At 63.5% G+C, this 23,862-nt stretch carries 18 protein-coding genes; 12 read left to right on the top strand and 6 right to left on the bottom strand.

What is annotated here, in order from left to right; all coding sequences use genetic code 11:
- The 6 genes from fadB to ACIP0B_RS22940 form a co-directional block, all read left to right on the top strand.
- Positions 1 to 2,079, top strand: a 2,079-nt coding sequence (fadB, locus tag ACIP0B_RS22965; RefSeq protein ID WP_400836282.1) for a fatty acid oxidation complex subunit alpha FadB, incomplete at its 5' end; no start/stop codon positions are given.
- A gap of 30 nt (positions 2,080 to 2,109) precedes the next feature.
- Positions 2,110 to 3,285, top strand: coding sequence for an acetyl-CoA C-acyltransferase FadA (gene fadA / locus ACIP0B_RS22960; RefSeq protein WP_085584567.1), 1,176 nt, complete (start codon positions 2,110 to 2,112; stop codon positions 3,283 to 3,285).
- A gap of 98 nt (positions 3,286 to 3,383) precedes the next feature.
- On the top strand, positions 3,384 to 3,620 hold the full coding sequence (locus ACIP0B_RS22955) for a DUF1653 domain-containing protein (protein ID WP_400836280.1): 237 nt from the start codon (positions 3,384 to 3,386) through the stop codon (positions 3,618 to 3,620).
- Positions 3,621 to 3,733: 113 nt separating this feature from the next.
- Positions 3,734 to 6,364 (top strand): type I DNA topoisomerase, encoded by a 2,631-nt coding sequence (gene topA, locus ACIP0B_RS22950; RefSeq protein ID WP_400836278.1) that lies wholly within the window; start codon positions 3,734 to 3,736, stop codon positions 6,362 to 6,364.
- 160 nt (positions 6,365 to 6,524) lie between these two features.
- Positions 6,525 to 7,049, top strand: a complete 525-nt coding sequence (locus ACIP0B_RS22945) for a DUF6586 family protein (RefSeq protein ID WP_400836284.1) — start codon at positions 6,525 to 6,527, stop codon at positions 7,047 to 7,049.
- A gap of 106 nt (positions 7,050 to 7,155) precedes the next feature.
- Entirely contained in the window at positions 7,156 to 7,389 is a 234-nt protein-coding gene (locus ACIP0B_RS22940; protein ID WP_003226592.1) for a hypothetical protein, read from the top strand.
- Positions 7,390 to 7,457: 68 nt separating this feature from the next.
- On the opposite strand, the gene sulA is transcribed toward ACIP0B_RS22940, so the two are convergent.
- Together sulA and lexA are read right to left on the bottom strand one after the other, a co-directional pair.
- Positions 7,458 to 7,931, bottom strand: a complete 474-nt coding sequence (sulA, locus tag ACIP0B_RS22935) for an SOS-induced cell division inhibitor SulA (RefSeq protein ID WP_400836276.1) — start codon at positions 7,929 to 7,931, stop codon at positions 7,458 to 7,460.
- 10 nt (positions 7,932 to 7,941) lie between these two features.
- Complete coding sequence (gene lexA / locus ACIP0B_RS22930; RefSeq protein ID WP_400836274.1) at positions 7,942 to 8,550, bottom strand: transcriptional repressor LexA; 609 nt, start codon at positions 8,548 to 8,550, stop codon at positions 7,942 to 7,944.
- Positions 8,551 to 8,779: 229 nt separating this feature from the next.
- On the opposite strand from lexA, the gene ACIP0B_RS22925 reads away from it, so the two are divergent.
- From ACIP0B_RS22925 to ACIP0B_RS22915, 3 genes are all read left to right on the top strand, one after another.
- Positions 8,780 to 9,487 (top strand): TetR family transcriptional regulator, encoded by a 708-nt coding sequence (locus tag ACIP0B_RS22925; protein WP_400836272.1) that lies wholly within the window; start codon positions 8,780 to 8,782, stop codon positions 9,485 to 9,487.
- 168 nt (positions 9,488 to 9,655) lie between these two features.
- A complete protein-coding gene (gene nagZ, locus ACIP0B_RS22920; protein WP_400836283.1) occupies positions 9,656 to 10,654 on the top strand; it encodes a beta-N-acetylhexosaminidase in 999 nt (332 codons plus the stop codon).
- Between the two features lie 12 nt (positions 10,655 to 10,666).
- Positions 10,667 to 11,404, top strand: coding sequence for an S-methyl-5'-thioinosine phosphorylase (locus ACIP0B_RS22915; RefSeq protein WP_085584551.1), 738 nt, complete (start codon positions 10,667 to 10,669; stop codon positions 11,402 to 11,404).
- Between the two features lie 191 nt (positions 11,405 to 11,595).
- Here ACIP0B_RS22915 and ACIP0B_RS22910 read toward each other — a convergent pair whose 3' ends face one another.
- The 3 genes from ACIP0B_RS22910 to mfd are packed head-to-tail and all read right to left on the bottom strand — an operon-like array spanning position 11,596 to position 18,324.
- On the bottom strand, positions 11,596 to 14,286 hold the full coding sequence (locus tag ACIP0B_RS22910; RefSeq protein WP_400836270.1) for an SNF2-related protein: 2,691 nt from the start codon (positions 14,284 to 14,286) through the stop codon (positions 11,596 to 11,598).
- An 11-nt stretch (positions 14,287 to 14,297) separates the two neighbouring features.
- Positions 14,298 to 14,864 (bottom strand): CsiV family protein, encoded by a 567-nt coding sequence (locus ACIP0B_RS22905; RefSeq protein WP_400836268.1) that lies wholly within the window; start codon positions 14,862 to 14,864, stop codon positions 14,298 to 14,300.
- Between the two features lie 10 nt (positions 14,865 to 14,874).
- On the bottom strand, positions 14,875 to 18,324 hold the full coding sequence (gene mfd / locus ACIP0B_RS22900) for a transcription-repair coupling factor (protein ID WP_400836266.1): 3,450 nt from the start codon (positions 18,322 to 18,324) through the stop codon (positions 14,875 to 14,877).
- 354 nt (positions 18,325 to 18,678) lie between these two features.
- Between mfd and ACIP0B_RS22895 the strand changes: the two genes are divergently transcribed.
- Positions 18,679 to 20,142, top strand: coding sequence for a glyceraldehyde-3-phosphate dehydrogenase (locus ACIP0B_RS22895; RefSeq protein ID WP_400836264.1), 1,464 nt, complete (start codon positions 18,679 to 18,681; stop codon positions 20,140 to 20,142).
- A 164-nt stretch (positions 20,143 to 20,306) separates the two neighbouring features.
- On the opposite strand, the gene ACIP0B_RS22890 is transcribed toward ACIP0B_RS22895, so the two are convergent.
- Positions 20,307 to 21,605, bottom strand: a complete 1,299-nt coding sequence (locus ACIP0B_RS22890; protein ID WP_400836262.1) for an MFS transporter — start codon at positions 21,603 to 21,605, stop codon at positions 20,307 to 20,309.
- Between the two features lie 75 nt (positions 21,606 to 21,680).
- On the opposite strand from ACIP0B_RS22890, the gene ACIP0B_RS22885 reads away from it, so the two are divergent.
- On the top strand, positions 21,681 to 22,730 hold the full coding sequence (locus tag ACIP0B_RS22885; protein ID WP_400836260.1) for an FAD:protein FMN transferase: 1,050 nt from the start codon (positions 21,681 to 21,683) through the stop codon (positions 22,728 to 22,730).
- A gap of 197 nt (positions 22,731 to 22,927) precedes the next feature.
- A partial coding sequence (locus ACIP0B_RS22880) for an FAD-dependent oxidoreductase (protein ID WP_400836258.1) occupies positions 22,928 to 23,862 on the top strand: 935 nt, incomplete at its 3' end.

Here is a 23,862-nt window from a genome sequence, read left to right as displayed (position 1 = left end):
GTTCAGGGTAAGACGGTTGAACTTGTTGACGGACTCACCCTGAACGAACTGCGTCAGGCCGTGGACACCATCAAGGCAGATGCTTCGATCAAGGGCGTGATCGTCAGCAGTGGCAAGGACGTCTTCATCGTCGGCGCCGACATCACCGAATTTGTCGACAACTTCAAGCTGCCGGATGCCGAGCTGGTTGCTGGCAATCTCGAAGCCAACAAGATCTTCAGCGATTTCGAAGACCTCAACGTGCCGACCGTGGCCGCGATCAACGGCATCGCCCTGGGCGGCGGTCTGGAAATGTGCCTGGCGGCCGACTACCGCGTCATGTCCACCAAGGCCAAGATCGGTCTGCCGGAAGTCAAGCTGGGCATCTACCCGGGCTTCGGCGGCACCGTGCGCCTGCCGCGCCTGATCGGTGCCGACAACGCCATCGAGTGGATCGCCGCCGGCAAGGAAAACCGTCCTGAAGACGCGCTGAAGGTCGGCGCGGTCGACGCGGTGGTCGCTCCCGAGAAGCTGCACGACGCCGCTGTGCAACTGATCAAGCGCGCCATTTCCGGCGAGTTCGACTTCAAGGCCAAGCGTCAGCCGAAGCTGGACAAGCTCAAGCTCAACGCCATCGAGCAGATGATGGCTTTCGAAACCGCCAAGGGTTTCGTGGCCGGCCAGGCCGGTCCGAACTACCCGGCCCCGGTCGAAGCGATCAAGACCATCCAGAAAGCCGCGAACTTCGGTCGCGACAAGGCCCTGGAAGTCGAGGCCGCCGGCTTCGTCAAGCTGGCCAAGACCTCGGCCGCGCAGAGCCTGATCGGCCTGTTCCTGAACGATCAGGAGCTGAAGAAAAAGGCCAAGGCCTACGATGAGATCGCCCAGGACGTGAAGCAGGCCGCCGTATTGGGCGCCGGCATCATGGGTGGTGGCATCGCCTATCAGTCGGCCTCCAAAGGCACGCCGATCCTGATGAAGGACATCAACGAGCACGGCATCGAGCAAGGCCTGGCCGAAGCGGCCAAGCTGCTGGTCGGTCGCGTCGACAAGGGCCGCATGACCGCCGCGAAGATGGCTGAAGTGCTCAACGGCATCCGTCCTACGCTGTCCTACGGCGATTTCGGCCACGTCGACCTGGTGGTCGAAGCGGTCGTCGAGAACCCGAAGGTCAAGCAAGCCGTGCTGGCCGAAGTGGAAGACCAGGTCAAGGAAGACACCATCCTGGCGTCCAACACCTCGACCATTTCCATCAGCCTGCTGGCCAAGGCCCTCAAGCGTCCGGAAAACTTCGTCGGCATGCACTTCTTCAACCCGGTGCACATGATGCCGCTGGTGGAAGTGATCCGTGGCGAGAAGTCCAGCGAGCTGGCCGTCGCCACCACCGTTGCCTACGCCAAGAAAATGGGCAAGAACCCGATCGTCGTCAACGACTGCCCGGGCTTCCTGGTCAACCGCGTCCTGTTCCCGTACTTCGGCGGTTTCGCCAAGTTGGTCAGCGCCGGCGTGGACTTCGTGCGCATCGACAAGGTCATGGAGAAGTTCGGCTGGCCGATGGGGCCGGCCTACCTGATGGACGTGGTCGGCATCGACACCGGCCACCACGGCCGCGACGTGATGGCTGAAGGCTTCCCTGATCGCATGAAGGACGACCGTCGTTCGGCCGTGGACGTGCTTTACGAAGCCAAGCGCCTGGGCCAGAAGAACGGCAAGGGCTTCTACGCCTACGAGGCCGACAAGAAAGGCAAGCAGAAGAAGGTCGCCGACCCGTCGGTGCTGGAAGTGCTCAAGCCGATCGTCTACGAGCAGCGTGAAGTCACCGACGAAGACATCATCAACTGGATGATGATCCCGCTGTGCCTGGAAACCGTGCGCTGCCTGGAAGACGGCATCGTCGAAACCGCCGCCGAAGCCGACATGGGCCTGGTCTACGGCATCGGTTTCCCTCCGTTCCGTGGCGGTGCGCTGCGCTACATCGATTCGATCGGTGTTGCCGAGTTCGTTGCCCTGGCCGACCAGTACGCCGACTTGGGCGCGCTGTACCACCCGACCGCGAAGCTGCGCGAAATGGCCAAGAACGGCCAGAGCTTCTTCGGTTAAGCGCCCCCAAACTAGAGTGAGAGTGAACGTATGAGCTTGAATCCTAGAGACGTCGTGATTGTCGACTTCGGTCGTACTCCGATGGGCCGCTCCAAGGGCGGCATGCACCGCAACACCCGCGCCGAAGACATGTCGGCGCACCTGATCAGCAAACTGCTGGAACGCAACACCAAGGTCGACCCGGCGGAAGTCGAGGACGTGATCTGGGGCTGCGTGAACCAGACCCTGGAGCAGGGCTGGAACATCGCGCGCATGGCGTCGCTGATGACCCAGATCCCGCACACCTCGGCCGGCCAGACCGTCAGCCGCCTGTGCGGCTCGTCGATGAGCGCCCTGCACACCGCAGCGCAAGCGATCATGACCGGCAACGGTGACGTGTTCGTGGTTGGCGGCGTCGAGCATATGGGCCACGTGAGCATGATGCACGGTGTCGACCCGAACCCGCACATGTCGCTGTACGCGGCCAAGGCTTCGGGCATGATGGGCCTGACCGCCGAAATGCTCGGCAAGATGCACGGCATCACCCGTGAACAGCAGGACGCCTTCGGCCTGCGCTCCCACCAGCTCGCCCACAAGGCGACTGTCGAGGGCAAGTTCAAGGATGAGATCATCCCGATGCAGGGCTACGACGAGAACGGCTTCCTGAAGACCTTCGACTACGACGAAACCATTCGTCCGGAAACCACCCTGGAAAGCCTGGCGACCCTGAAGCCGGCCTTCAACCCGAAGGGCGGCACCGTGACGGCGGGCACTTCGTCGCAGATCACCGACGGTGCCTCGTGCATGATCGTGATGTCGGCGCAGCGTGCCCAGGATCTGGGCATCCAGCCGATGGCCGTGATCCGTTCGATGGCGGTGGCGGGCGTGGATCCGGCGATCATGGGCTACGGCCCGGTGCCGGCGACGCAGAAAGCCCTGAAGCGTGCGGGCCTGGGCATCAACGACATCGACTTCTTCGAGCTCAACGAAGCGTTCGCGGCACAGGCCCTGCCAGTGCTCAAGGACCTGAAAGTGCTCGACAAGATGAACGAGAAGGTTAACCTGCACGGCGGCGCGATCGCCCTGGGTCACCCGTTCGGTTGCTCCGGTGCTCGGATTTCCGGCACTTTGCTGAACGTGATGAAGCAGAATGGCGGCACCTTCGGGGTGGCCACCATGTGCATTGGTCTCGGCCAAGGCATCTCCACCGTCTTCGAACGCGTTTAAGCGTCTCGTCGACGGAAGCCGGGGCCAAGTGCCCCGGTTTTTGTTTTTGCGGATTTTTTTTGTTTTTATTTTGAAAAGATTTGAGTGAGGGCCGAAGCATGCCGATACAACCTGGGCTCTACCAGCATTACAAAGGTCCGCAGTACCGCGTATTCAGTGTCGCGCGGCATTCCGAGACCGAAGAGGAAGTGGTCTTTTACCAAGCGCTGTATGGCGATTACGGCTTCTGGGTACGTCCCTTGAGCATGTTTCTGGAGTCCGTCGAGGTTGACGGCGAGCAGGTGCCACGCTTTGCTTTGGTGCAGGCCGAACCGAGCATTTTTACCGGGTCGTGAGGCGAGTGCGCGCAGAACCCTGCGCTTGACCTCACCTTGTAGCCACTATATATAGCGGTGCCGCGTCAGGCGCCACCGCCTTTCACTTCTAGAATTCAGGAATTTTCTGATCCATGGGCAAATCGCTGGTCATTGTGGAATCCCCGGCTAAGGCCAAGACCATCAACAAGTATCTGGGCAACCAATACGTGGTGAAGTCGAGTATCGGCCATATCCGAGACCTGCCCACCAGCGGTTCGGCTAGCGCCAGCAAGGAGCCTGCCGCCAAGCGCGGAAAGGCCGCCGCCGGCGAGGCGCCAGCGCTGTCGCCGAAGGAAAAGGCGCGCAAGCAGCTGGTTTCGCGCATGGGCGTGGATCCCGACCACGGCTGGAAAGCCAAGTACGAAATCCTTCCAGGCAAGGAAAAGGTCATCGAGGAGCTGCGCCGGCTCGCCAAGGATGCCGACACCATCTATCTGGCGACGGACTTGGACCGCGAAGGGGAAGCCATCGCCTGGCACCTGCGCGAAGCCATTGGTGGTGACGACAGCCGCTACAAGCGCGTGGTGTTCAACGAAATCACCAAGAAAGCGATCCAGGAAGCCTTCTCGGAGCCGGGCGAGCTCGATATCGACCGCGTCAATGCCCAGCAGGCCCGTCGCTTCCTCGACCGTGTCGTCGGCTACATGGTTTCTCCGCTGCTGTGGGCGAAGATCGCCCGCGGCCTGTCTGCCGGCCGCGTGCAGTCGGTGGCCGTGAAGCTGGTGGTCGAGCGTGAGCGTGAGATCCGCGCCTTCAACCCGGAAGAATACTGGGAAGTGCACGCTGACCTCGGCACCGCCAAGGGCTCGACCGTGCGCTTCGAAGTGGCCCGCGAAAAAGGCGAGGCCTTCAAGCCGCTGAACGAGGCCCAGACCCTGGCCGCGCTGGAGAAGCTCAAGGCTTCCAGCTACAGCATCGTCAAGCGCGAAGACAAGCCGACCAGCAGCAAGCCTTCGGCGCCGTTCATCACCTCCACCCTGCAGCAGGCCGCGAGCAACCGCCTGGGCTTCGGCGTGAAGAAAACCATGATGATGGCCCAGCGTCTGTATGAAGCCGGCTACATCACCTATATGCGTACCGACTCCACCAACCTCTCGGCCGATGCCGTGGCGATGGCGCGTACCTACATCGAAAGCGAGTTCGGCAAGAAGTACCTGCCGGAGTCGCCGAACGTCTACAGCAGCAAGGAAGGCGCCCAGGAGGCTCACGAAGCGATCCGTCCGTCCGACGCCAACACCGTTCCGAGCAAGCTGTCGGGCATGGAGCGCGACGCCGAACGCCTCTACGAGCTGATCTGGCGCCAGTTCCTGGCCTGCCAGATGCTGCCGGCGCAGTACCTGTCGACCACCGTCAGCGTGGCGGCCGGCGACTTCGAGTTGCGCGCCAAGGGCCGCATCCTGAAGTTCGACGGCTACACCCGGGTCCTGCCGCAGATCGCCAAGCCCGGCGATGACGACGTACTGCCGGACATGGCCCAGGGCGACGCGATGAAGCTGATCAAGCTCGATCCGTCCCAGCACTTCACCAAGCCGCCGGCCCGCTATTCGGAAGCCAGCCTGGTCAAGGAAATGGAAAAACGCGGCATCGGCCGTCCATCGACCTACGCGGCGATCATTTCGACCATTCAGGACCGCGGTTATGTGACCCTGCACAACCGTCGCTTCTATTCGGAAAAGATGGGCGACATCGTCACCGAACGTCTGTCGGAAAGCTTCTCGAACCTCATGGACTACGGTTTCACCGCCGGCATGGAAGAGAACCTCGACGACGTGGCCGAAGGTGAGCGCGACTGGAAGAACGTGCTGGACGAGTTCTACGGCGACTTCAAGAAGAAGCTTGAGGTGGCAGAGAACCCGGACAGCGGCATGCGCGCCAACCAGCCGGTGATGACCGACATCCCGTGCCAGACCTGCGGCCGTCCGATGCAGATCCGCACCGCGTCCACTGGCGTGTTCCTCGGCTGCTCGGGCTACAGCCTGCCGCCGAAGGAGCGCTGCAAGGCCACCGTCAACCTGGTGCCGGGCGACGAAATCGCAGCGGACGACGAGGGCGAATCGGAATCCCTGGTGCTGCGCGGCAAGCACCGCTGCCCGATCTGCAGCACGGCGATGGACGCCTACCTGCTCGACGAGAAGCGCAAGCTGCACATCTGCGGCAACAACCCGGATTGCGCCGGCTACGAAATCGAAGAGGGCAGCTACCGCATCAAGGGCTATGAAGGCCCGAGCCTGGAGTGCGACAAGTGCGGCAGCGAGATGCAGCTCAAGACCGGCCGTTTCGGCAAGTTCTTCGGTTGCACCAATGCGACCTGCAAGAACACCCGCAAGCTGCTCAAGAGCGGTGATGCGGCGCCGCCGAAGATGGATCCGGTGAAGATGCCTGAGCTCAAGTGCGAGAAGGTCGATGACACCTATATCCTGCGTGACGGCGCTTCCGGACTGTTCCTGGCCGCCAGCCAGTTCCCGAAGAACCGCGAGACGCGTGCGCCGCTGGTGCTCGAGATCCTGCCGCACAAGGACGAGATCGATCCGAAGTACCACTTCCTGTGCGAAGCGCCGCAGAAAGACCCTGACGGTCTGCCGACGGTGATCCGTTACAGCCGCAAGACCAAGGAGCAGTACGTGCAGTCCGAAGTGGACAGCAAGCCGACCGGTTGGAAGGCGTACTACGACGGCGGCAAGTGGACGGTCGAAGACAAGCGCCCGGCGAAAGCCAAGGCCTGATCGGGCAACAGCCCGGCATTGTCGGCGATCTGAACGCAAAGGCCGGATGGAACCCAAGGTTTCATCCGGCCTTTCTGTTTAGTGCTTGCGGACGGATCGGATGATCCATGACACTGTCCGACCTGTGTGACGCAATCATTTCGATGTGGGGACTGCCGGCATGGCACATGAGCTCTATACCCGTACCAACCAGAAAATCTATTTTGCCGGTTTGTCGCTGGAGGCCTTGGCCAGGGCCGAAGAAGGGCGGGCCATGAATTCGTTGGCATTGATCCAGGCCGGGCGCGAGTCGGCGCTGTTTCACCTGTACGGTGCGTTGCTGGGGCTCTGCCATGAGATCGCCGGTTTCTACCGGCTGCCGCAGGCAGGTGCGCCACGGGCCGAAGCGTTGCTGAGCCGTGAAGTGCTGGAATCGATCGCGATTCCGGAACTGGCCGAGATGATCGAGCTTGCGGGTAATCCGGAAACCTGGCTGGCGAAGCTGCTGGCTGCGCATTCGGCGATGTTCCAGCCTCCCCGGGTACCGCACAAGCCCAAGGGGGATGTGACACAGCCGTTGATTCAGGCGGTCAACCTGGATGAGGAAGAAGCGCCTGCGGAGCTGAGCCGGGAAGAGCTGGAGAGCTGGCGGCAGAACCTCAAGGAACTGGCGCTTCGCTTCCGCGAAGGCCTGAACGAGTGCTGATGGGCTGCGGGGCGCGGATGGCACCCTACATGCTGCTGGTCAAGATCCCGAGCGAAGCCTTGACGATCTCTATATAATCGCTGCCTTTCGTGGAGAACAGACCCATATGCCAACGTCCTTTCTAGAGATTGTCGAGTTACCAGACGGCCGAATCGAACTGCGCAGGGCCGAAGATGAAGGCTCCCTGGTGACTCTGGATTTCTCCGAGGATGCCAAGGCGTTCCTTCAGGGCCAACACGTGGAGATCGCCAAGGCGATGCTCAGTGTCGGTGTTCAGATGGCAGGTCGCATGGTTGAAGGCGAGTTCGATAAAGAGGAAGGGCCACGGGTTCTGCATTGATCCCGTCCCTCGGGCTTCTCTGTCCCTGTAGAGGCCCGGTGCTTGAAGTGGTGTGCTACTTCTCTCAGTCAACCCAAACGAATGTTCAGGCTTTGAGCGTCCCCGGCACGGGCGGCGCCGATCAGTTGTTGCCGTGAGCCTGGGCTGAGCGGGTTGAGCCAGGTGACCACTGTATGGCTGCGTCCCAAGCGCAATGCTTCGCAGGCCAGTTGCTGGGCGCTTTGGGTGCCCCGTGGTTGCAGCAGCAGAATCCGTTCGCGGTTAAGGCCGGCATCCCGTAGCCAGGTTTGGGTCAGGCTCGCCGGTGGCGATATCAGGGTTAGCCAGCGCGCGTCCTGATCTTCACTCAGTTCACGAAGAATGGGTGCCAGCAGGTTCAGGCAGTTCCCGGCAGCGCCCCGCAGTGCCAGCTCGCTGAAGACTTCAGGATCGGCATTCCAGGGGCGCTCGACGACGTCTTTCAGTATCGGAGCCATCGGTTGCGCCAAAAACGCTTCGAACAATGGCAGTTGTGTTTGCTGAGGGGTGTGAGGGAACTGCATAAAACCTCCTTTAGCGGCGGATCACGCCGACGCTCAAGCCTTCGATCACCAGTTCCTGGTCATTCAGGTTGACTTCGATGGGGGCGAACTCGGGGTTTTCGGCAATCAGCCAGACTTTGCTGCCGTCACGCTTGAAGCGTTTGACGGTCACTTCGTCACCGATCCGGGCCACCACGATCTGGCCGTTGCGGGCCTCTCGGGTGGTGTGGACCGCCAGCAGGTCGCCATCGAAAATGCCGATGTCCTTCATGCTCATGCCGTGCACGCGCAGCAGGTAGTCGGCGCGTGGGTGGAAGAAGGCGGGGTTGATGTTGCAGGACTCTTCGATATGTTGCTGTGCCAGGATGGGGGCGCCGGCAGCGACCCGGCCGATGATCGGCAATGTGGAATCGTCCACCTTCGCTTCGAAGTCGGGAATGCGAATGCCGCGGGAGGCGCCGGGCGTCATCTCGATCGCGCCCTTGCGGGCCAGTGCCTTGAGGTGTTCCTCGGCGGCGTTGGGGGACTTGAAGCCCAGTTCCTGAGCGATTTCCGCGCGGGTCGGCGGGTAGCCGTTGTCTTCGAGGCAACGTTTGATGAAGGCCAGAATCTCGGCTTGGCGTGGCGTCAGCTTAAGCATATTGATCGCTCTGTCTTTTTATACAGTGACTGGGATTATATACAGTGAGAGGGGCTTGGCAATGCCCGTTTTTCGGCAGCCCGCCGGACGGTCGGCGAGGGCGCCCGCCAAAGCGCCGGCCTTGTGTGGTTAAATATCTGACCGGCCATTCCCAAAACGAACCGGCAGGCTTGACAAGGCACAGGCTGAAACGTATGTTTCAAACAAGTGTTTGTCAGGCGGAGTAGCCATGGCCCAGTCGGAAACCGTTGAACGCATTCTCGATGCTGCCGAGCAATTGTTCGCGGAGAAAGGTTTCGCCGAAACCTCATTGCGTTTGATCACCAGCAAGGCCGGCGTCAACCTGGCGGCGGTGAATTATCACTTCGGTTCCAAGAAGGCGCTGATCCAGGCGGTCTTCTCCCGATTCCTCGGCCCTTTCTGCATCAGTCTCGACAAAGAGCTGGAACGGCGTCAGGCCAAGCCGGACAACAAGGCGTCCCTTGAGGAACTGCTGGAGATCCTCGTCGAGCAGGCGCTCGTGGTGCAGCCGCGCAGCGGCAACGACCTGTCGATCTTCATGCGCTTGCTGGGCCTGGCCTTCAGTCAGAGTCAGGGGCACCTGCGCCGTTACCTTGAGGACATGTACGGCAAGGTGTTCCGCCGCTACATGCTGCTGGTCAACGAAGCCGCCCCGCGCATTCCCCCCATCGAGCTGTTCTGGCGCGTGCACTTCATGCTCGGCGCCGCGGCGTTCAGCATGTCCGGGATCAAGGCGTTGCGTGCGATCGCCGAAACCGATTTCGGCATCAACACCTCCATCGAGCAAGTGATGCGCCTGATGGTGCCGTTCCTCGCCGCCGGCATGCGCGCCGAAAGCGGCGTCACCGACGACGCCATGGCCGCCGCGCAACTGCGCCCCCGCAGCAAAACGGTTCCGGTGGCCGTCAAGGCCTGACCAAACGGGTGGGCGCGGCGGCGGACATCCGCTAAGCTAGCCGCCCATGCCGACTCTCGTTCTGAACCCGTTCCCCGTTGAAATCGCCGACCCGCCGGGCAATGCCCCTGGCGGCGATTGTCCGTGGAGCGGGTTTTTCGTTATCAAGGAATCTCTATGACTGCTGGCCTGCAAGGCTCGTTGATGGTGGACGTCGCCGGTACCTGGCTGACGGCCGAAGATCGCCAACTGTTGCGTCAGCCCGAAGTGGGCGGCCTGATCATTTTTGCCCGCAACATCGAGCATCCGCGCCAGGTACGGGAACTGAGCGCAGCGATCCGTGCCGTTCGTCCCGACCTGCTGCTGGCGGTGGATCAGGAGGGCGGCCGCGTGCAGCGTCTGCGTCAGGGCTTCGTGCGGCTGCCGGCCATGCGGGCGATCGCCGACAACCCGAACGCCGAGTACCTGGCCGAACAGTGCGGCTGGATCATGGCCACCGAAGTGCTGGCGGTGGGGCTCGACCTGAGCTTCGCGCCGGTGCTGGACCTGGATCACCAGCGCAGCGCCGTGGTGGGAACCCGTTCCTTCGAAGGGGATCCCGAGCGTGCCGCGTTGCTGGCCGGCGCCTTCATCCGCGGCATGAACAGCGCTGGGATGGCTGCCACCGGCAAACACTTTCCCGGTCATGGCTGGGCTGAGGCGGACTCCCATGTGGCGATTCCGAACGATGAGCGCAGCCTCGACGAAATCCGCGCCAAGGATCTGGTGCCGTTCGCGAGGCTGAGCCAACAGTTGGCCGCCGTGATGCCGGCCCATGTCATCTATCCGCAGGTCGATGCGCAGCCGGCCGGGTTCTCCCGCCGTTGGCTGCAGGACATCCTGCGCGGCGAGCTGCAGTTCGACGGGGTGATCTTCAGCGACGACCTGTCGATGGCCGGCGCCCATGTGGTGGGCGATGCCGCCAGCCGCATCGAGGCGGCGCTCAGCGCGGGTTGCGACATGGGCCTGGTCTGCAACGACCGCGCCGCCGCCGAGCTTGCCCTGAGTGCGGCGCAACGCCTGAAGGTCAAGCCGTCCGCACGCATCGCCAGGATGCGCGGGCAGGCGTTCGCCAGCACCGACTACCGTCAGGATCCGCGCTGGCTCACCGCCCTCGGCGCGCTCAAAGACGCTCAACTGATTGATTGAGGATTTTTCGCTATGACGGTTTACGCGATTATCGGCGGCACCGGGCTGACCCAGCTGGAAGGCTTGAGCATCCGCCGCTCGCTGGCGCTGGACACGCCCTATGGCGCGCCCTCGGCCGAGGTGCAGATCGGTGAGTACGCCGGCAAGGAAGTGCTGTTCCTGGCCCGCCACGGCCACCCGCACCGTTTCCCGCCGCACAAGGTCAACTACCGCGCCAACCTGTGGGCGCTGAAGCAGGCCGGCGCCGAAGCGATCATCGCGGTCAACGCCGTGGGCGGAATTCATCCTGCAATGGGCACCGGGCATTTCTGCGTGCCGCACCAGATCGTGGATTACACCAGCGGCCGGGAACACACGTTCTTCGCCGATGACCTGGAGCATGTCACCCACATCGACTTCAGCTTTCCCTACAGCGAACCGCTGCGCCAGCAGTTGATTGCCGCGCTGGCGGCCGAGGGCTGCGAATACAGCGACCAAGGCGTCTATGCCTGTACGCAGGGCCCGCGCCTCGAGACGGTTGCGGAGATCGTACGCCTGGAGCGAGACGGCTGCGACATCGTCGGCATGACCGGCATGCCGGAAGCCGCGCTGGCCCGTGAGCTGGAGCTGGATTACGCCTGCCTGTCGCTGGTGGTGAACCCGGCGGCGGGCAAGACCACGGCGGTCATCACCATGGCCGAGATCGAGCAGGCGCTGCACGACGGCATGGGCAAGGTGAAATCGACGCTGGCGCGGGTGCTCAAGGGCTGAGCCCGGCACCGTGTAGCGCCTTTCGCGGGCGGGCTTTCACGCTGGGTTTGGATGTCCATGGATCCTGCGGACAACCGATATCCCAGTGGGAGCCTGCCTGCTGGCGATAGCGGTGAAACGGCCGCCACCGGTATCGGCGTCATCGCTTGCAGGCAAGCCCCCGCAGGGGTAGCCCGCAAGCACTCAAGACCCTAGCGCTTGTCGAACTTGTCCGGCAACGGCGCGAACAATGCGTCGATGTCGTCGTTCTGCAGTTTCCAGTCCCCGGCCTTGCGCCCATCCAGCACGCCGGCCGCCAGGTCGGATTTTTCTTTCTGCAGGTGCTGAATCTTCTCTTCGACGGTGCCCCGGGCAATCATCTTGTAGACGAACACCGGTTTTTCCTGGCCGATCCGGTAGGCACGGTCGGTAGCCTGGTTTTCCGTTGCGGGGTTCCACCAAGGGTCGTAGTGAATCACCGTGTCGGCTTCGGTCAGGTTCAGCCCGACGCCTCCGGCCTTCAGGCTGATCAGAAAGATCTGACGCTTGCCGCTCTGGAATTCCTTCACCGGTGTGCGCCGGTCCCGGGTCTGGCCGGTCAGCAGCGCGTAATCCACCTTGCGTTTCTTCAGCTCGTCCTCAATCAGTGACAGCATCGATGTGAACTGCGAGAACAGCAGGATCCGCCGGCCTTCGTCGAGCAGTTCCTCCAGCATCTCCATCAGGCTGTCGAGCTTGCCCGACGTGCTGCCGCGGGCGGGCGGGGCGGCGTCGCTGACCAGGCGCAGGTCGCAGCAGACCTGACGCAGCTTGAGCAGGGCTTCGAGGATGATGATCTGGCTGCGCGCCACGCCCTTGCGGGTGATCTCGTCGCGGACTTTCTTGTCCATCGCCAGGCGCATGGTTTCATACACGTCGCGCTGGGCCTCGTTGAGCTCGACCCAGTGGATGATCTCGGTCTTGGGCGGCAGTTCGGTCGCCACCTGCTCTTTGGTGCGGCGCAGCAGGAACGGCTTTATCCGGCCGTTGAGGTGTTGAAGCCTGACTTCGCTGGCGCGCTTTTCGATCGGCACCCGGTAGTCGGCATTGAAGCTTTTGACGTCGCCGAGCCAGCCGGGCAGCAGGAAGTGGAACAGCGACCACAGTTCGCCCAGGTGGTTTTCCAGCGGCGTGCCGCTCAGGCACAGGCGCTGGCGGGCGTTCAATTCGCGGGCGGCCTGGGCGGCCTTGCTGCCGGGGTTCTTGATGTATTGCGCTTCGTCCAGCACCAGCACATGCAGCGGCTGCCGGACGAGGTGGTCGATGTCCTTGGGCAGCAGCGCGTAGGTGGTGAGGATCAGGTCGTAATCCTCCAGGTGCCCGAAATGCTTTTTGCGGCCGGCGCCGTACAGCGCGAGCACCTTGAGCTGCGGGGTGAAGTGCGCCGCCTCGTCGAGCCAGTTCGGGATCAGGCTGGTGGGCATCACCACCATGCTGGGGCGGTCCAGGCGTCCGGCGTTCTTTTCAGAGAGGATGTGCGCCAGTGTCTGCAGGGTCTTGCCCAGGCCCATGTCGTCCGCCAGGATCCCGCCGACCTCCAGTTGCCGCAGCGATTGCATCCAGCTCAGGCCTTCGAGCTGATAGGGACGCAGCGTCGCGTTCAGGCCTTTGGGCGCCTTGGCGGAGTAGTCGCGGATGTCGCGCAGGCGCTGGGCGAAACTGCGGATCTGTTCGCCGCCTTCCCACAGCAGGGGAATGCCTTCCAGCGCATTGAGCCGGGTGGCGTCGGCCTTGCTCAGGCGCAGGGCGGTTTCGCCCGGCTCCTGCAGGTAGAACTCGCCGAGCGTCGCCAGCACCGGTTTGAGGCGGCCCAGGGGCAGGGCCACCTGCAAGGGGCCGTGCTCGCTGTTGCGCTGCGGGATGTTCACCAGAATCAATTCATCGTCGCGCCGGCGGGCGAGGCGTTCCGGGTTGAGGATCTCGGTGTGCGAGCGCATCAGGTTGAGCAGGATCGGCAGCAGGCTCAGGCGTTCGCCGTTGACGATGATCCCCAGCTCCAGGTCGAACCAGTCGCGCTCGGGCGTCTGTTCGACGGTGGCGTACCAATCGTCGACGGCGGTGAGGTCGAAGCCGAATTCATCGTCGATCTGCAGCTCCCAGCCCTGGGTGCGCAGTTTCGGCAGGTCGTTGAGGGTGAAGGTCAGCCAGGCGCTGTCGTTGACCATCTCGTAGAGCTCGCCCGCGCTTTCGGGCAGGGCCTTGCTCTGCCGGGTGGCGATGCGAAAGCCGAGGATGCGCAGTTGCTCGCGGTAGGTTTGCTCAATGTCCGGGTGGCGCTTGATCCGCAGTGTCTGCGCTTCCTGGCGGATCAGGATGTCGCTGTTCTTCTGCCCGCTGACGTACTCGTCCAGATAGCTGAACGACAGCGCCGCGCGGTGCTGGATGTAGCGCTGCATCTTGCCGTTGCGCGGCTCGAACGCGCTGAACTCGACGCTGGCCAGCCACAGGCGCGGCACGGGCTGGACGTTGTCCACCAGCACTTGCGGCGGCGCCTTGGGGCTGCGGTGCTCCAGGACGGCCTGAAGCTTTTCCAGCAGTTCGGCGTCTTTGACCGCCGCCGGGTATTCCAGGGTCTCCTGCACCTGCAGCAAGACCGCCGCGCAGTGTTTGCAGTTGCTGTGGACCGGGCACGTGCAGGTGGCGTCGACCATCAGCAGCGTGCCCTTTGCCGACTCGCGCAAGTGAATGGTCTGACGGTAGACGTTGCCGCCGGAGCCTTCGCAACTGGCGGTGATGGTGGCGTCGCCGGCCTGGACGATCCGTACCCGGTTCTCCAGCGCGTAGCGGCGGCCGCGCTCCAGGCTCTGTTCCTTGAACCGGCTGACCCAGGACGGTGCCAGCGGTTTGTTCAGGGGCGATGACATAAGGACTTCGATCAGTCCGGAACGACTTCAGGCGCTTCGCGAGGCGCAGGCGCCGTCAGTGAAGTGATCTTGATCAGCAGGGCCAGGTGGCCGTTGTCGAGGTAGTTGAGCTGGCCGTTCTTGGTGTGGCTGTCCTGCTTCAGCCGTTCGCTGGCGGTGACCATGCCGTTGCCGTCGATCTGGTTGACCCAGAAATCGGCGTTCACGTCGGTGAAGCGACCGAGCTTCATCTCCAGCGTCCCTTCGATGGGGAACTGGCCGAACTGCTCCTGTCCTTCGCTGACCGCCACTTTCGCCGGCGCCTCGCCGAGGGTCTGCTGCCAGGCCCTGTGCATCAGCACGCTGTATTCGCCGCTGGCGGTGAGCTTGGCGGCGACGTCGCCCAGCGCCGGGGTGCGCCGGCTGTCATCGCCCAGGCGCTGGGCGCCGGCGGCCCAGTCTTCCGGCGCGGCGCGGCTGACGATCGCCGGCACGGCGTTCTGGCGCACCAGAATCATTTCGACCTGATACAGGTCATCGGCAAATGCGGTAGGGGCGACCAGGGTCATCAGCAAGGTCAGTGAGCGGAACAGGCGCATGCGGCGTCCTTCAAGCAGTTTTCGGGATGAGGCGCTCGAACAGCGCCTCCACAGTATTGAAGCGCTCTTCCGGGCGCTCCATCGGCACCATGAACTTGAACATCGTGGCGCCTTCGAATTTGTAGCGTTTGGGCTGGCCCTGGATCAGTTTGATCAGGGTCAGCGGATCGACCGGCGTCTGGGCCGCGAACTCGACGCGTCCGCCTTGGGGGCCGCCATCGACTTTCTTGATGCCCAGCTGTTCGGCCTGCAGTTTCAGCGCGGTGAGGCGCATCAGGTTCTTGGTCGGCTCCGGCAGCAGGCCGAAGCGGTCGATCATCTCCACCTGCAGGTCCTTCAGGCCTTCCTCGTCGGTGGCCGACGCGATGCGCTTGTACAGGATCAGGCGGGCGTGGACGTCCGGCAGATAGTCTTCCGGAATCAGCGCAGGCACCCGCAGGTTCACTTCCGGGCCGCCGCCGAGCGGCTGCTCCAGGTTCGGTTGTTCGCCCTTGCGGATCGATTTCACCGCGCGTTCGAGCATTTCCATGTACAGGGTGAAGCCCACGGCCTGGATCTGGCCGCTCTGGCCGTCGCCCAGCAGCTCGCCGGCGCCGCGGATTTCCAGGTCGTTGGTGGCCAGCACGAAGCCGGCGCCCAGGTCCTGGGTGTTGGCGATCGCTTCCAGGCGCTTCTCCGCGTCGGCGGTGATCTGCTGGCGCGGCGGCGTCAGCAGGTAGGCGTAGGCCTGGTGGTGGCTGCGCCCGACCCGGCCGCGCAACTGGTGCAGCTGGGCCAGGCCGAACTTGTCGGCGCGCTCGATGATGATCGTGTTGGCGCTCGGCACGTCGATGCCGGTCTCGATGATGGTCGAGGCGATCAGCACGTTGAAGCGCTTGTGGTAGAAGTCGCTCATCACCTGTTCGAGTTCGCGCTCGCGCATCTGCCCGTGGCCGATGCCGATCCGCGCCTCCGGCACCAGTTCGGCCAGGTCGGCGGCGCACTTCTCGATGGTTTTGACGTCGTTGTGCAGGTAATAGACCTGGCCGCCGCGCAGCAGCTCACGCAGCAGCGCTTCCTTGACCGTGCTCTTGTTCTGCTCCATGACGAAGGTGCGCACCGACAGGCGCCGCGCCGGCGGCGTGGCGATGATCGACAGGTCGCGCATGCCCGACACCGCCATGTTCAGCGTGCGCGGAATCGGCGTGGCGGTCAGGGTCAGGATGTCGACTTCGCTGCGCAGGGCCTTGAGCTGTTCCTTCTGACGGACGCCGAAGCGGTGCTCTTCGTCGATGATCACCAGCCCCAGGTTCTTGATCTTGACGTCGTCCTGCAGCAGCTTGTGGGTGCCGATCACGATGTCGATCTTGCCTTCGGCCAGGTCGGCCACGGCGGCGTTGACTTCCTTGGCCGACTTGAAGCGGCTCATCACCTCCACGGTCACCGGCCAGTCGGCGAAGCGGTCGCGGAAGCTGTTGTAGTGCTGCTGGGCGAGCAGGGTGGTCGGCACCAGGATCGCCACCTGCCGGCCGCCGTGCACCGCGATGAACGCGGCGCGCATCGCCACTTCGGTCTTGCCGAAGCCGACATCGCCGCAGACCAGGCGATCCATCGGCTTGGGCGCGAGCATGTCCTCGCGCACGGCTTCGATGGTGGCCTGCTGGTCCGGGGTTTCCTCGAACGGGAAGCCGGCGCTGAACGTGGCGTAGTCGGCCTTCGGGTCGGCGAAGGCGTAACCTTCGCGGGCGGCGCGGCGGGCGTAGATGTCGAGCAGTTCGGCGGCGACGTCGCGCACCTGTTCGGCGGCCTTGCGCTTGGCTTTCTGCCAGGTTTCGGAGCCGAGGCGGTGCAGCGGCGCGAGTTCGTCGTCGCTGCCGGTGTAGCGGGCGATCAGGTGCAGGTTGGCCACCGGCACGTACAGCTTGGCGCCCTCGGCGTATTCCAGGGTGAGGAACTCGGCGGCCTGGTTGTCGATTTCGAGGATCGACAGGCCCAGGTAGCGGCCGACGCCGTGGTCGATGTGCACCACCGGCGCGCCTTCGCGCAGTTCCGTGAGGTTCTTGATCACCGCGTCGTTGTTGGCGTCGGCGCGTTTTTCGCGGCGACGGCGCTGCATCACCCGTTGGCCGAACAGCGGGCTTTCGGCGACCAGCGCCAGCGACGGGCTGTCCAGCATCAGGCCTTCGTCGAGCGGGGCGATGGTGATCGCCAGGCGATCCTTGCCCGCGACGAAGTCCGGCCAGTTGTCGACGGTCTTCGGCCGCAGCTTCAGGCGTTCGAGCAGTTCCAGCAGCACCTCGCGACGGCCCGCGGACTCGGCGGTGAACAGCACGCGCCCGGGGAACGCGTCCAGGAAGGCGGAAAGGGCCGCCAGCGGCTGGCTGGCCTTGGCTTCGATGGCCAGGTTCGGCAGCGCCTGCGCCGGGAAGCGCTCGCGGCCGACGCCGGTGTCCGTGTCCTGCTGGCTGGCGGTGACGCGGGGCCAGCTCTTGAGCCTGGCGAAGCAGTCTTCCACCGGCAGGAACAGTTCGGCCGGCGGCAACAGAGGACGCGACGGATCGACGCGGCGTTCTTCATAGCGGTTGCGCACGTCGTTCCAGAAGTTCTCCGCCGCCTGTTCGATGCCCGGCAACGAGAACACCTGGGTGTCCTGGGGCAGGTAGTCGAACAGGGTGGAGGTCTCTTCGAAGAACAGCGGCAGGTAGTACTCGATGCCGGCCGGGGTGATGCCGCTGCTCAGGTCCTGAAAGATCGGGCAGCGACGGAAGTCGACATCGAAACGCTCGCGAAAGCGCGCCTTGAAGCGGGTGACCGCTTCCTTCTGCAGCGGGAATTCCTTGGCCGGCAACAGCTTGACCGAATCGACCTTGTCGATGGAGCGTTGGTTCTCCGGGTCGAAGGTGCGCAGGGTCTCGATTTCGTCGTCGAACAGGTCGATGCGGTAAGGCAGTTTGCTGCCCATCGGGAACAGGTCGATCAGGGCGCCGCGCACGGTGAACTCGCCGTGCTCGTAGACCGTGTCCACATAGCGGTAGCCGCTGGCTTCGAGCCGGGTGCGCATGAGCTCGACATCGAGCTTCTGGCCGACGTCCAGCACCAGGCTGCTGCCGAGCAGGAACTTGGTCGGCGCCAGGCGGTGCAGGGCAGTGGTGATCGGCACCACCAGTACGCCGTGCTCCAGTTCCGGCAGCCGGTAAAGGCTGGCGATGCGCTGGGAAATGATGTCCTGGTGCGGCGAGAACAGGTCGTAGGGCAGGGTTTCCCAGTCCGGGAAATGCAGCACGGGCAGGTCCGGGGCGAAGAAGCTCAGCTCCTGCTCCAGGCGCTCGGCGCTCTGGCTGTCGGCGGTCAGCAGCAATGTAAAGCGCTTGGCTGCGCTGGCAGCCTCGGCGATCGCCAGGCTCAGGGCGGCACCGGGCAGGTTGCCCCAATGCTGTTTACCTGCCGCGGCAGGGAGTGGCGGTAGACGCAGAACAGGCACGGAAGGTTGAGCTCCAGGCGGTGCGACAAAGTCGGTAATTGTAGCGGCGTCGGGTGCCGCCTGTCAGTTGCAGACTGCGTCTATCTGCGCTGTTTGGGCAAAATGTAGTGGTAAAGACAAAAACGGGCGCTTTTTTGATGGAAATGTAGTGCCGAAAACCATGGGTGTTACGGAGGGTTACAGACATGCCCTCCGGGGCGTCGAAAAATTGACTGCGCTGGAGGCCCCGGTTTTGCTGGGCTCGCGATGGGTGCAATTTTTTTGGTCGGCGATTTGTTACCGATTGCGCGACAGGCGCGCATTGCTACGCGAGGGACTCGGCGGCATAATGTAGCCCCTTTTTTCTGCCCCTACATGTGGAAGGTTCCCGTGACTCAGAAGCCCGACCAGTGTCTTGGTGAATGGATCGACCGTGAAGCACTCGCAGAAGCGATGATTCCGCTTATCGGTCAGCTCTACCGCAACAACAATGTGGTGAGCTCGATCTATGGCCGCAGCCTGATCAACCAGTCTGTCATCGCGATTCTCAAGGCTCACCGCTTTGCCCGCCATCGCGCTGCCGACGACAGCGAACTCTCCGTCCACGAAACATTCCCGCTGCTCAAGGCCATGAGCGAGCTCAAGCTCGGCGCGGCTTCGGTAGATCTGGGCAAGCTGGCGTTCAAGTTCCGCAACGAAGCCAACGGCCGTACCGCCGAGCAGTTCGTGCGTGAGGAAATGGCCGAAGTGGTCGGTCAGCAGAACGCCTCGGCCCGCAAGGGCACCGACGTTGTCCTGTACGGCTTCGGCCGCATCGGCCGTCTGCTGGCGCGCATCCTGATCGAGAAGACCGGTGGCGGCGACGGCCTGCGCCTGCGTGCCATCGTGGTGCGCAAGGGCGCCGAGAACGACCTGACCAAGCGTGCCAGCCTGCTGCGCCGCGACTCGGTGCACGGTTCGTTCAACGGCACCATCACCATCGACGAAGAAAACAACACCATCACCGCCAACGGCAACCTGATCCAGGTGATCTACGCCAAGAACCCGACCGAGGTGGACTACACCCAGTACGGGATCAAGGATGCGCTGCTGGTGGACAACACCGGTGTGTGGCGTGACGCCGACGGCCTGGGTCAGCACCTGCAGTGCCCGGGCATCGATCGCGTCGTTCTGACCGCGCCTGGCAAGGGCAAGCTGAAGAACATCGTTCACGGCATCAACCACAACGAAATCACCGCTGACGACAAGATCGTCTCCGCCGCTTCCTGCACCACCAACGCCATCGTGCCGGTGCTGAAAGCTGTGAACGACAAGTTCGGTATCGTCAACGGCCACGTCGAGACCGTTCACTCGTACACCAACGACCAGAACCTGATCGACAACTTCCACAAGGGCGACCGCCGTGGCCGCAGCGCCGCGCTGAACATGGTGATCACCGAGACCGGCGCCGCCACCGCTGCCGCCAAGGCCCTGCCTGAGCTGGCCGGCAAGCTGACCGGCAACGCGATCCGCGTTCCGACGCCGAACGTGTCGATGGCCATCCTCAACCTGAACCTTGAGAAGGCCGCCACCCGTGAAGAGATGAACGAGTACCTGCGCTACATGGCGCTGCACTCGGACCTGCACAAGCAGATCGACTTCGTCAATTCGCAGGAAGTGGTTTCCACCGACTTCGTGGGCTCGCGCCACGCAGGCGTGGTGGACGCCGAGGCGACCATCACCCAGGACAACCGCGTCGTTCTGTACGTCTGGTACGACAACGAGTTCGGTTACAGCTGCCAGGTGATCCGCGTGATGGAAGACATGGCCGGTGTGAACCCGCCAGCGTTCCCGCGCTAAGCCTTAGCCGCACATGAAAACGCCCCGACCTTGGTCGGGGCGTTTTTGTTTGTGTGCCTGTCGCAATGGGGCTGGCTTCATCGCCAGCAGGGATAGCTCCTGCAGGGGGACTGTGGCGATGCACATTCCCTGTGGGAGCCAGCCCTGCTGGCGATGGCGATCGGTCAGGCGCCGCCGCTCACGGCCGCCTGCGCCGTGCGCTGTTCGTGCCTGTTGCCGCGGAACAGCACCAGCGTCGCGATCAGCCCCAGCACCGCCGCGCCGCTGAGCCAGATGCCCGGCGCCGCCTTGTTGTCCAGCACGTGGATCAGATAGGTGCACGCCGCCGGGGTGAAGCCGCCGAACGTTGCGGTCGCCAGGCTGTAGGCCAGCGAGAAGCCGGTCGTGCGGACTTCCACCGGCATGATCTCGGTCAGCGCCACCACCATTGCGCCGTTGTACGAGCCGTACAGGAACGACAGCCACAGCTCGACGATCAGCAGATGACTGAAGCTCGGGTTCGCCACCAGCCACGACAGCGCCGGGTAGGCCGTGACGATGGCCAGGATCGTCGCCGCCAGCAACAACGGTTTGCGTCCGATCCGGTCGGACACCGATCCCATCACCGGCAGCCAGAAGAAGTTCGACAGGCCGATGCACACCGTGACCAGCAAGGCGTCGAAGTCCGACAGATGCAGTTCGGCCTTGCCGAAGGTCGGGGTGTAGGCGGTGATCAGGTAGAACGAGACAGTGGTCATCACCACCAGCGCCATGCCGGCGATGACGATGCCGAAGTTCTGGCTGATGGAGCGGACGATGTCCGACAGGGTAGGGCGATGCTTGCGCGCCTGGAACTCCGGGGTTTCCTCCAGCGAGCGGCGGATGATGAAGATCGCCGGGACGATCATGCAGCCGACCAGGAACGGCACGCGCCAGCCCCAGTCGCCCATCTGTTCGGGGCTCAGCCAGTGGTTGAGCCCGACGCCGAGCAGGCCGGCGAAGACCACGGCCGCTTGCTGGCTGGCGGACTGCCAACTGACGAAGAAGCCTTTGCGCCCCGGTGTGGAGATTTCCGCCAGGTACACCGAGACCCCGCCCAGTTCGACCCCGGCCGAGAAGCCTTGCAGCAGGCGGCCGAGCAGCACCAGCAGCGGCGCGGCGACGCCGAGGGTCGCGTAGCCGGGCACGCAGGCGATCAGCACGGTGCCGGCGGCCATCAGGGCCAGCGTGATGATCAGGCCCTGGCGGCGGCCATGGCGGTCGATGTAGGCGCCGAGGAAGATCGCCCCGAGAGGGCGCATCAGGAAGCCGGCGCCGAAGGTCGCCAGCGACAGCATCAGGGACGCGAAGGCGCTGTCGGCCGGAAAGAAGGCCTTGGCGATGGCCGTGGCATAGAAGCCGTAGACCATGAAATCGAACATTTCGAGGAAGTTGCCGCTGACAACGCGAAATATCGCCTTGCCCTTGCCTGTGGAGGAGGCCATGTCCAGGTACTCGCTGTTGTAATTCGTAGGAAGGCGTTCCGTCCGTGTGGGAGCGCGCGGGGTCTTTAATCCATAATGGCCGGCGCGGTTTTGCGGGGAGATGAAGAATTGTTTACTGGACGATGGGCAAGGCTTGTGATCCTGGCGGGCATGTTGTCCGCCTGTGGCGCCGGCGATCCCTTGGAAAGCTTCGGCGGCCCGACCATGGGCAGCACTTGGTCGATCAAGTACGTGCGCCACGCAGGCCTTCCCGACCCTGGGCAGGTGCGCAGCGAAGTCGAAGGCATTCTCGCCGAGGTCGACCGGCAGATGTCCACCTACCGCAGCGATTCCGACATCTCGCGCTTCAACGGATCGCCCGCCGATAGCTGTCAGGTTATGCCGGCGCCGGTGCTTGAATTGATCCGGGTCGGCGAGCGTCTGTCGCAACAGAGCGAAGGTTCCTACGACCTGACCGTGGAGCCGCTGATGAACCTATGGGGCTTCGGCCCGCAAGGCCGCGAGGAAAAGGTGCCGGATGAGGCGGCGCTGGCGCAGGTTCGGCAGCGAGTCGGCCATCAACACTTGCGCATCGAGGGTGAGCGCCTGTGCAAGGACGCCGCCGTCGAAGTCGACTTCGACAGCATCGCGGCCGGGTACGCGGTCGATGCGATCGCCGCCAGGCTCGAAGCCCTGGGCATCCACGACTACCTCGCCGAGGCCACCGGCGAGCTCAAGGCCAGCGGCAAGAAGCCCGACGGGTCTGCGTGGCGCATCGCCCTGGAAGAACCCCGTGACGACCGGCAGGTGACTGAGCGCATCATCAATGTCGACGGTTACGGCGTTTCCACCTCCGGCGACTACCGCAACTATTTCCTGCAGGGCGGCCAGCGCTATTCCCACACGTTCGATGCCCGAACCGGCCGGCCTGTCCTGCACAGCCTAGCGTCCGTCACAGTGATTCATCCTTCGGCGCTGATGGCCGACGGACTTTCGACGCTGCTGCTGATCCTCGGGCCCGAAAGGGGTTGGGACTATGCGCAAAAGCACGGCGTCGGTGCATTCTTTGTGATTCGTGCCGATACAGGTTTCGTCACGCACACCAGTCAGGCGTTCGAACGCCTCAGCAGCGGAAAAACTGACTGAGGACAATGCGAAAACTGGCGTTGTAGTGCAGGCAGAAGTAGCCTACGACGCGACCAAGGGTTAATGTGCGCGGCGTTGACGCTTCTATAGACTGTGTCCGGGTTTTTTCACTGGCCCCCAATTGTTCCTTCGCGCCGCCATCGGCGTGATTTAGCCGCCGGCGCCGTTGGCGCCGCGGCCTGTTCTGAGGAGTACGCATGGCTGTCTACAACTACGACGTGGTGGTGCTGGGTTCCGGCCCGGCGGGAGAAGGCGCGGCAATGAACGCCGCCAAGGCGGGGCGCAAGGTGGCGATGGTCGACAGCCGCCGTCAGGTCGGCGGCAACTGCACCCACCTGGGCACCATCCCGTCCAAGGCCTTGCGTCACTCCGTGCGGCAGATCATGCAGTTCAACACCAACCCGATGTTCCGGGCCATCGGCGAGCCGCGCTGGTTCTCCTTCCCGGACGTGCTGAAAAGCGCCGAGAAGGTCATCTCCAAGCAAGTCGCCTCGCGCACCGGCTACTACGCCCGCAACCGCGTCGACGTGTTCTTCGGCACCGGCAGCTTCGCCGACGAGCAGACCATCGAAGTGGTCTGCGCCAACGGCGTGGTCGAGAAGCTGGTGGCCAAGCACATCATCATCGCCACCGGCTCGCGTCCGTACCGCCCGGCGGACATCGATTTCCACCACCCGCGCATCTACGACAGCGACACCATCCTCAGCCTCGGCCACACCCCGCGCAAACTGATCGTCTACGGCGCCGGCGTGATCGGCTGCGAATACGCCTCGATCTTCAGCGGCCTGGGCGTGCTGGTCGAGCTGGTGGACAACCGCGGCCAACTGCTGAGCTTCCTCGACTCGGAAATCTCCCAGGCGTTGAGCTACCACTTCAGCAACAACAACATCACCGTGCGCCACAACGAAGACTACGACCGGGTCGAAGGCGTGGACAACGGCGTGATCCTGCACCTGAAGTCCGGCAAGAAGATCAAGGCCGACGCCTTGCTCTGGTGCAACGGCCGCACCGGCAACACCGACCAGCTGGGCCTGGAGAACATCGGGGTCAAGGTCAACAGCCGCGGCCAGATCGAAGTGGACGATCCCAAGAGCATCCCCGGCGTCGGCCTGGTCAACGGCGGCTTCATCGA

Source organism: Pseudomonas sp. NPDC089534 (genome assembly GCF_044749305.1).
Classification (GTDB): Bacteria; Pseudomonadota; Gammaproteobacteria; order Pseudomonadales; family Pseudomonadaceae; genus Aquipseudomonas; species Aquipseudomonas ekonensis.
This window is presented reverse-complemented; position numbering and strand designations above follow the sequence as displayed.

What these genes read in the sequence shown, in the direction of transcription:
- fadA (WP_085584567.1), top strand. Translation starts at nt 2,110, where the DNA reads ATGAGCTTGAATCCTAGAGACGTCGTGATTGTCGACTTCGGTCGTACT.
- ACIP0B_RS22955 (WP_400836280.1), top strand. Translation starts at nt 3,384, where the DNA reads ATGCCGATACAACCTGGGCTCTACCAGCATTACAAAGGTCCGCAGTAC.
- topA (WP_400836278.1), top strand. Translation starts at nt 3,734, where the DNA reads ATGGGCAAATCGCTGGTCATTGTGGAATCCCCGGCTAAGGCCAAGACC.
- ACIP0B_RS22945 (WP_400836284.1), top strand. Translation starts at nt 6,525, where the DNA reads ATGGCACATGAGCTCTATACCCGTACCAACCAGAAAATCTATTTTGCC.
- ACIP0B_RS22940 (WP_003226592.1), top strand. Translation starts at nt 7,156, where the DNA reads ATGCCAACGTCCTTTCTAGAGATTGTCGAGTTACCAGACGGCCGAATC.
- sulA (WP_400836276.1), bottom strand. Translation starts at nt 7,931, where the DNA reads ATGCAGTTCCCTCACACCCCTCAGCAAACACAACTGCCATTGTTCGAA.
- lexA (WP_400836274.1), bottom strand. Translation starts at nt 8,550, where the DNA reads ATGCTTAAGCTGACGCCACGCCAAGCCGAGATTCTGGCCTTCATCAAA.
- ACIP0B_RS22925 (WP_400836272.1), top strand. Translation starts at nt 8,780, where the DNA reads ATGGCCCAGTCGGAAACCGTTGAACGCATTCTCGATGCTGCCGAGCAA.
- ACIP0B_RS22915 (WP_085584551.1), top strand. Translation starts at nt 10,667, where the DNA reads ATGACGGTTTACGCGATTATCGGCGGCACCGGGCTGACCCAGCTGGAA.
- ACIP0B_RS22910 (WP_400836270.1), bottom strand. Translation starts at nt 14,286, where the DNA reads ATGTCATCGCCCCTGAACAAACCGCTGGCACCGTCCTGGGTCAGCCGG.
- ACIP0B_RS22905 (WP_400836268.1), bottom strand. Translation starts at nt 14,864, where the DNA reads ATGCGCCTGTTCCGCTCACTGACCTTGCTGATGACCCTGGTCGCCCCT.
- ACIP0B_RS22895 (WP_400836264.1), top strand. Translation starts at nt 18,679, where the DNA reads ATGTGGAAGGTTCCCGTGACTCAGAAGCCCGACCAGTGTCTTGGTGAA.
- ACIP0B_RS22890 (WP_400836262.1), bottom strand. Translation starts at nt 21,605, where the DNA reads ATGGCCTCCTCCACAGGCAAGGGCAAGGCGATATTTCGCGTTGTCAGC.
- ACIP0B_RS22885 (WP_400836260.1), top strand. Translation starts at nt 21,681, where the DNA reads ATGGCCGGCGCGGTTTTGCGGGGAGATGAAGAATTGTTTACTGGACGA.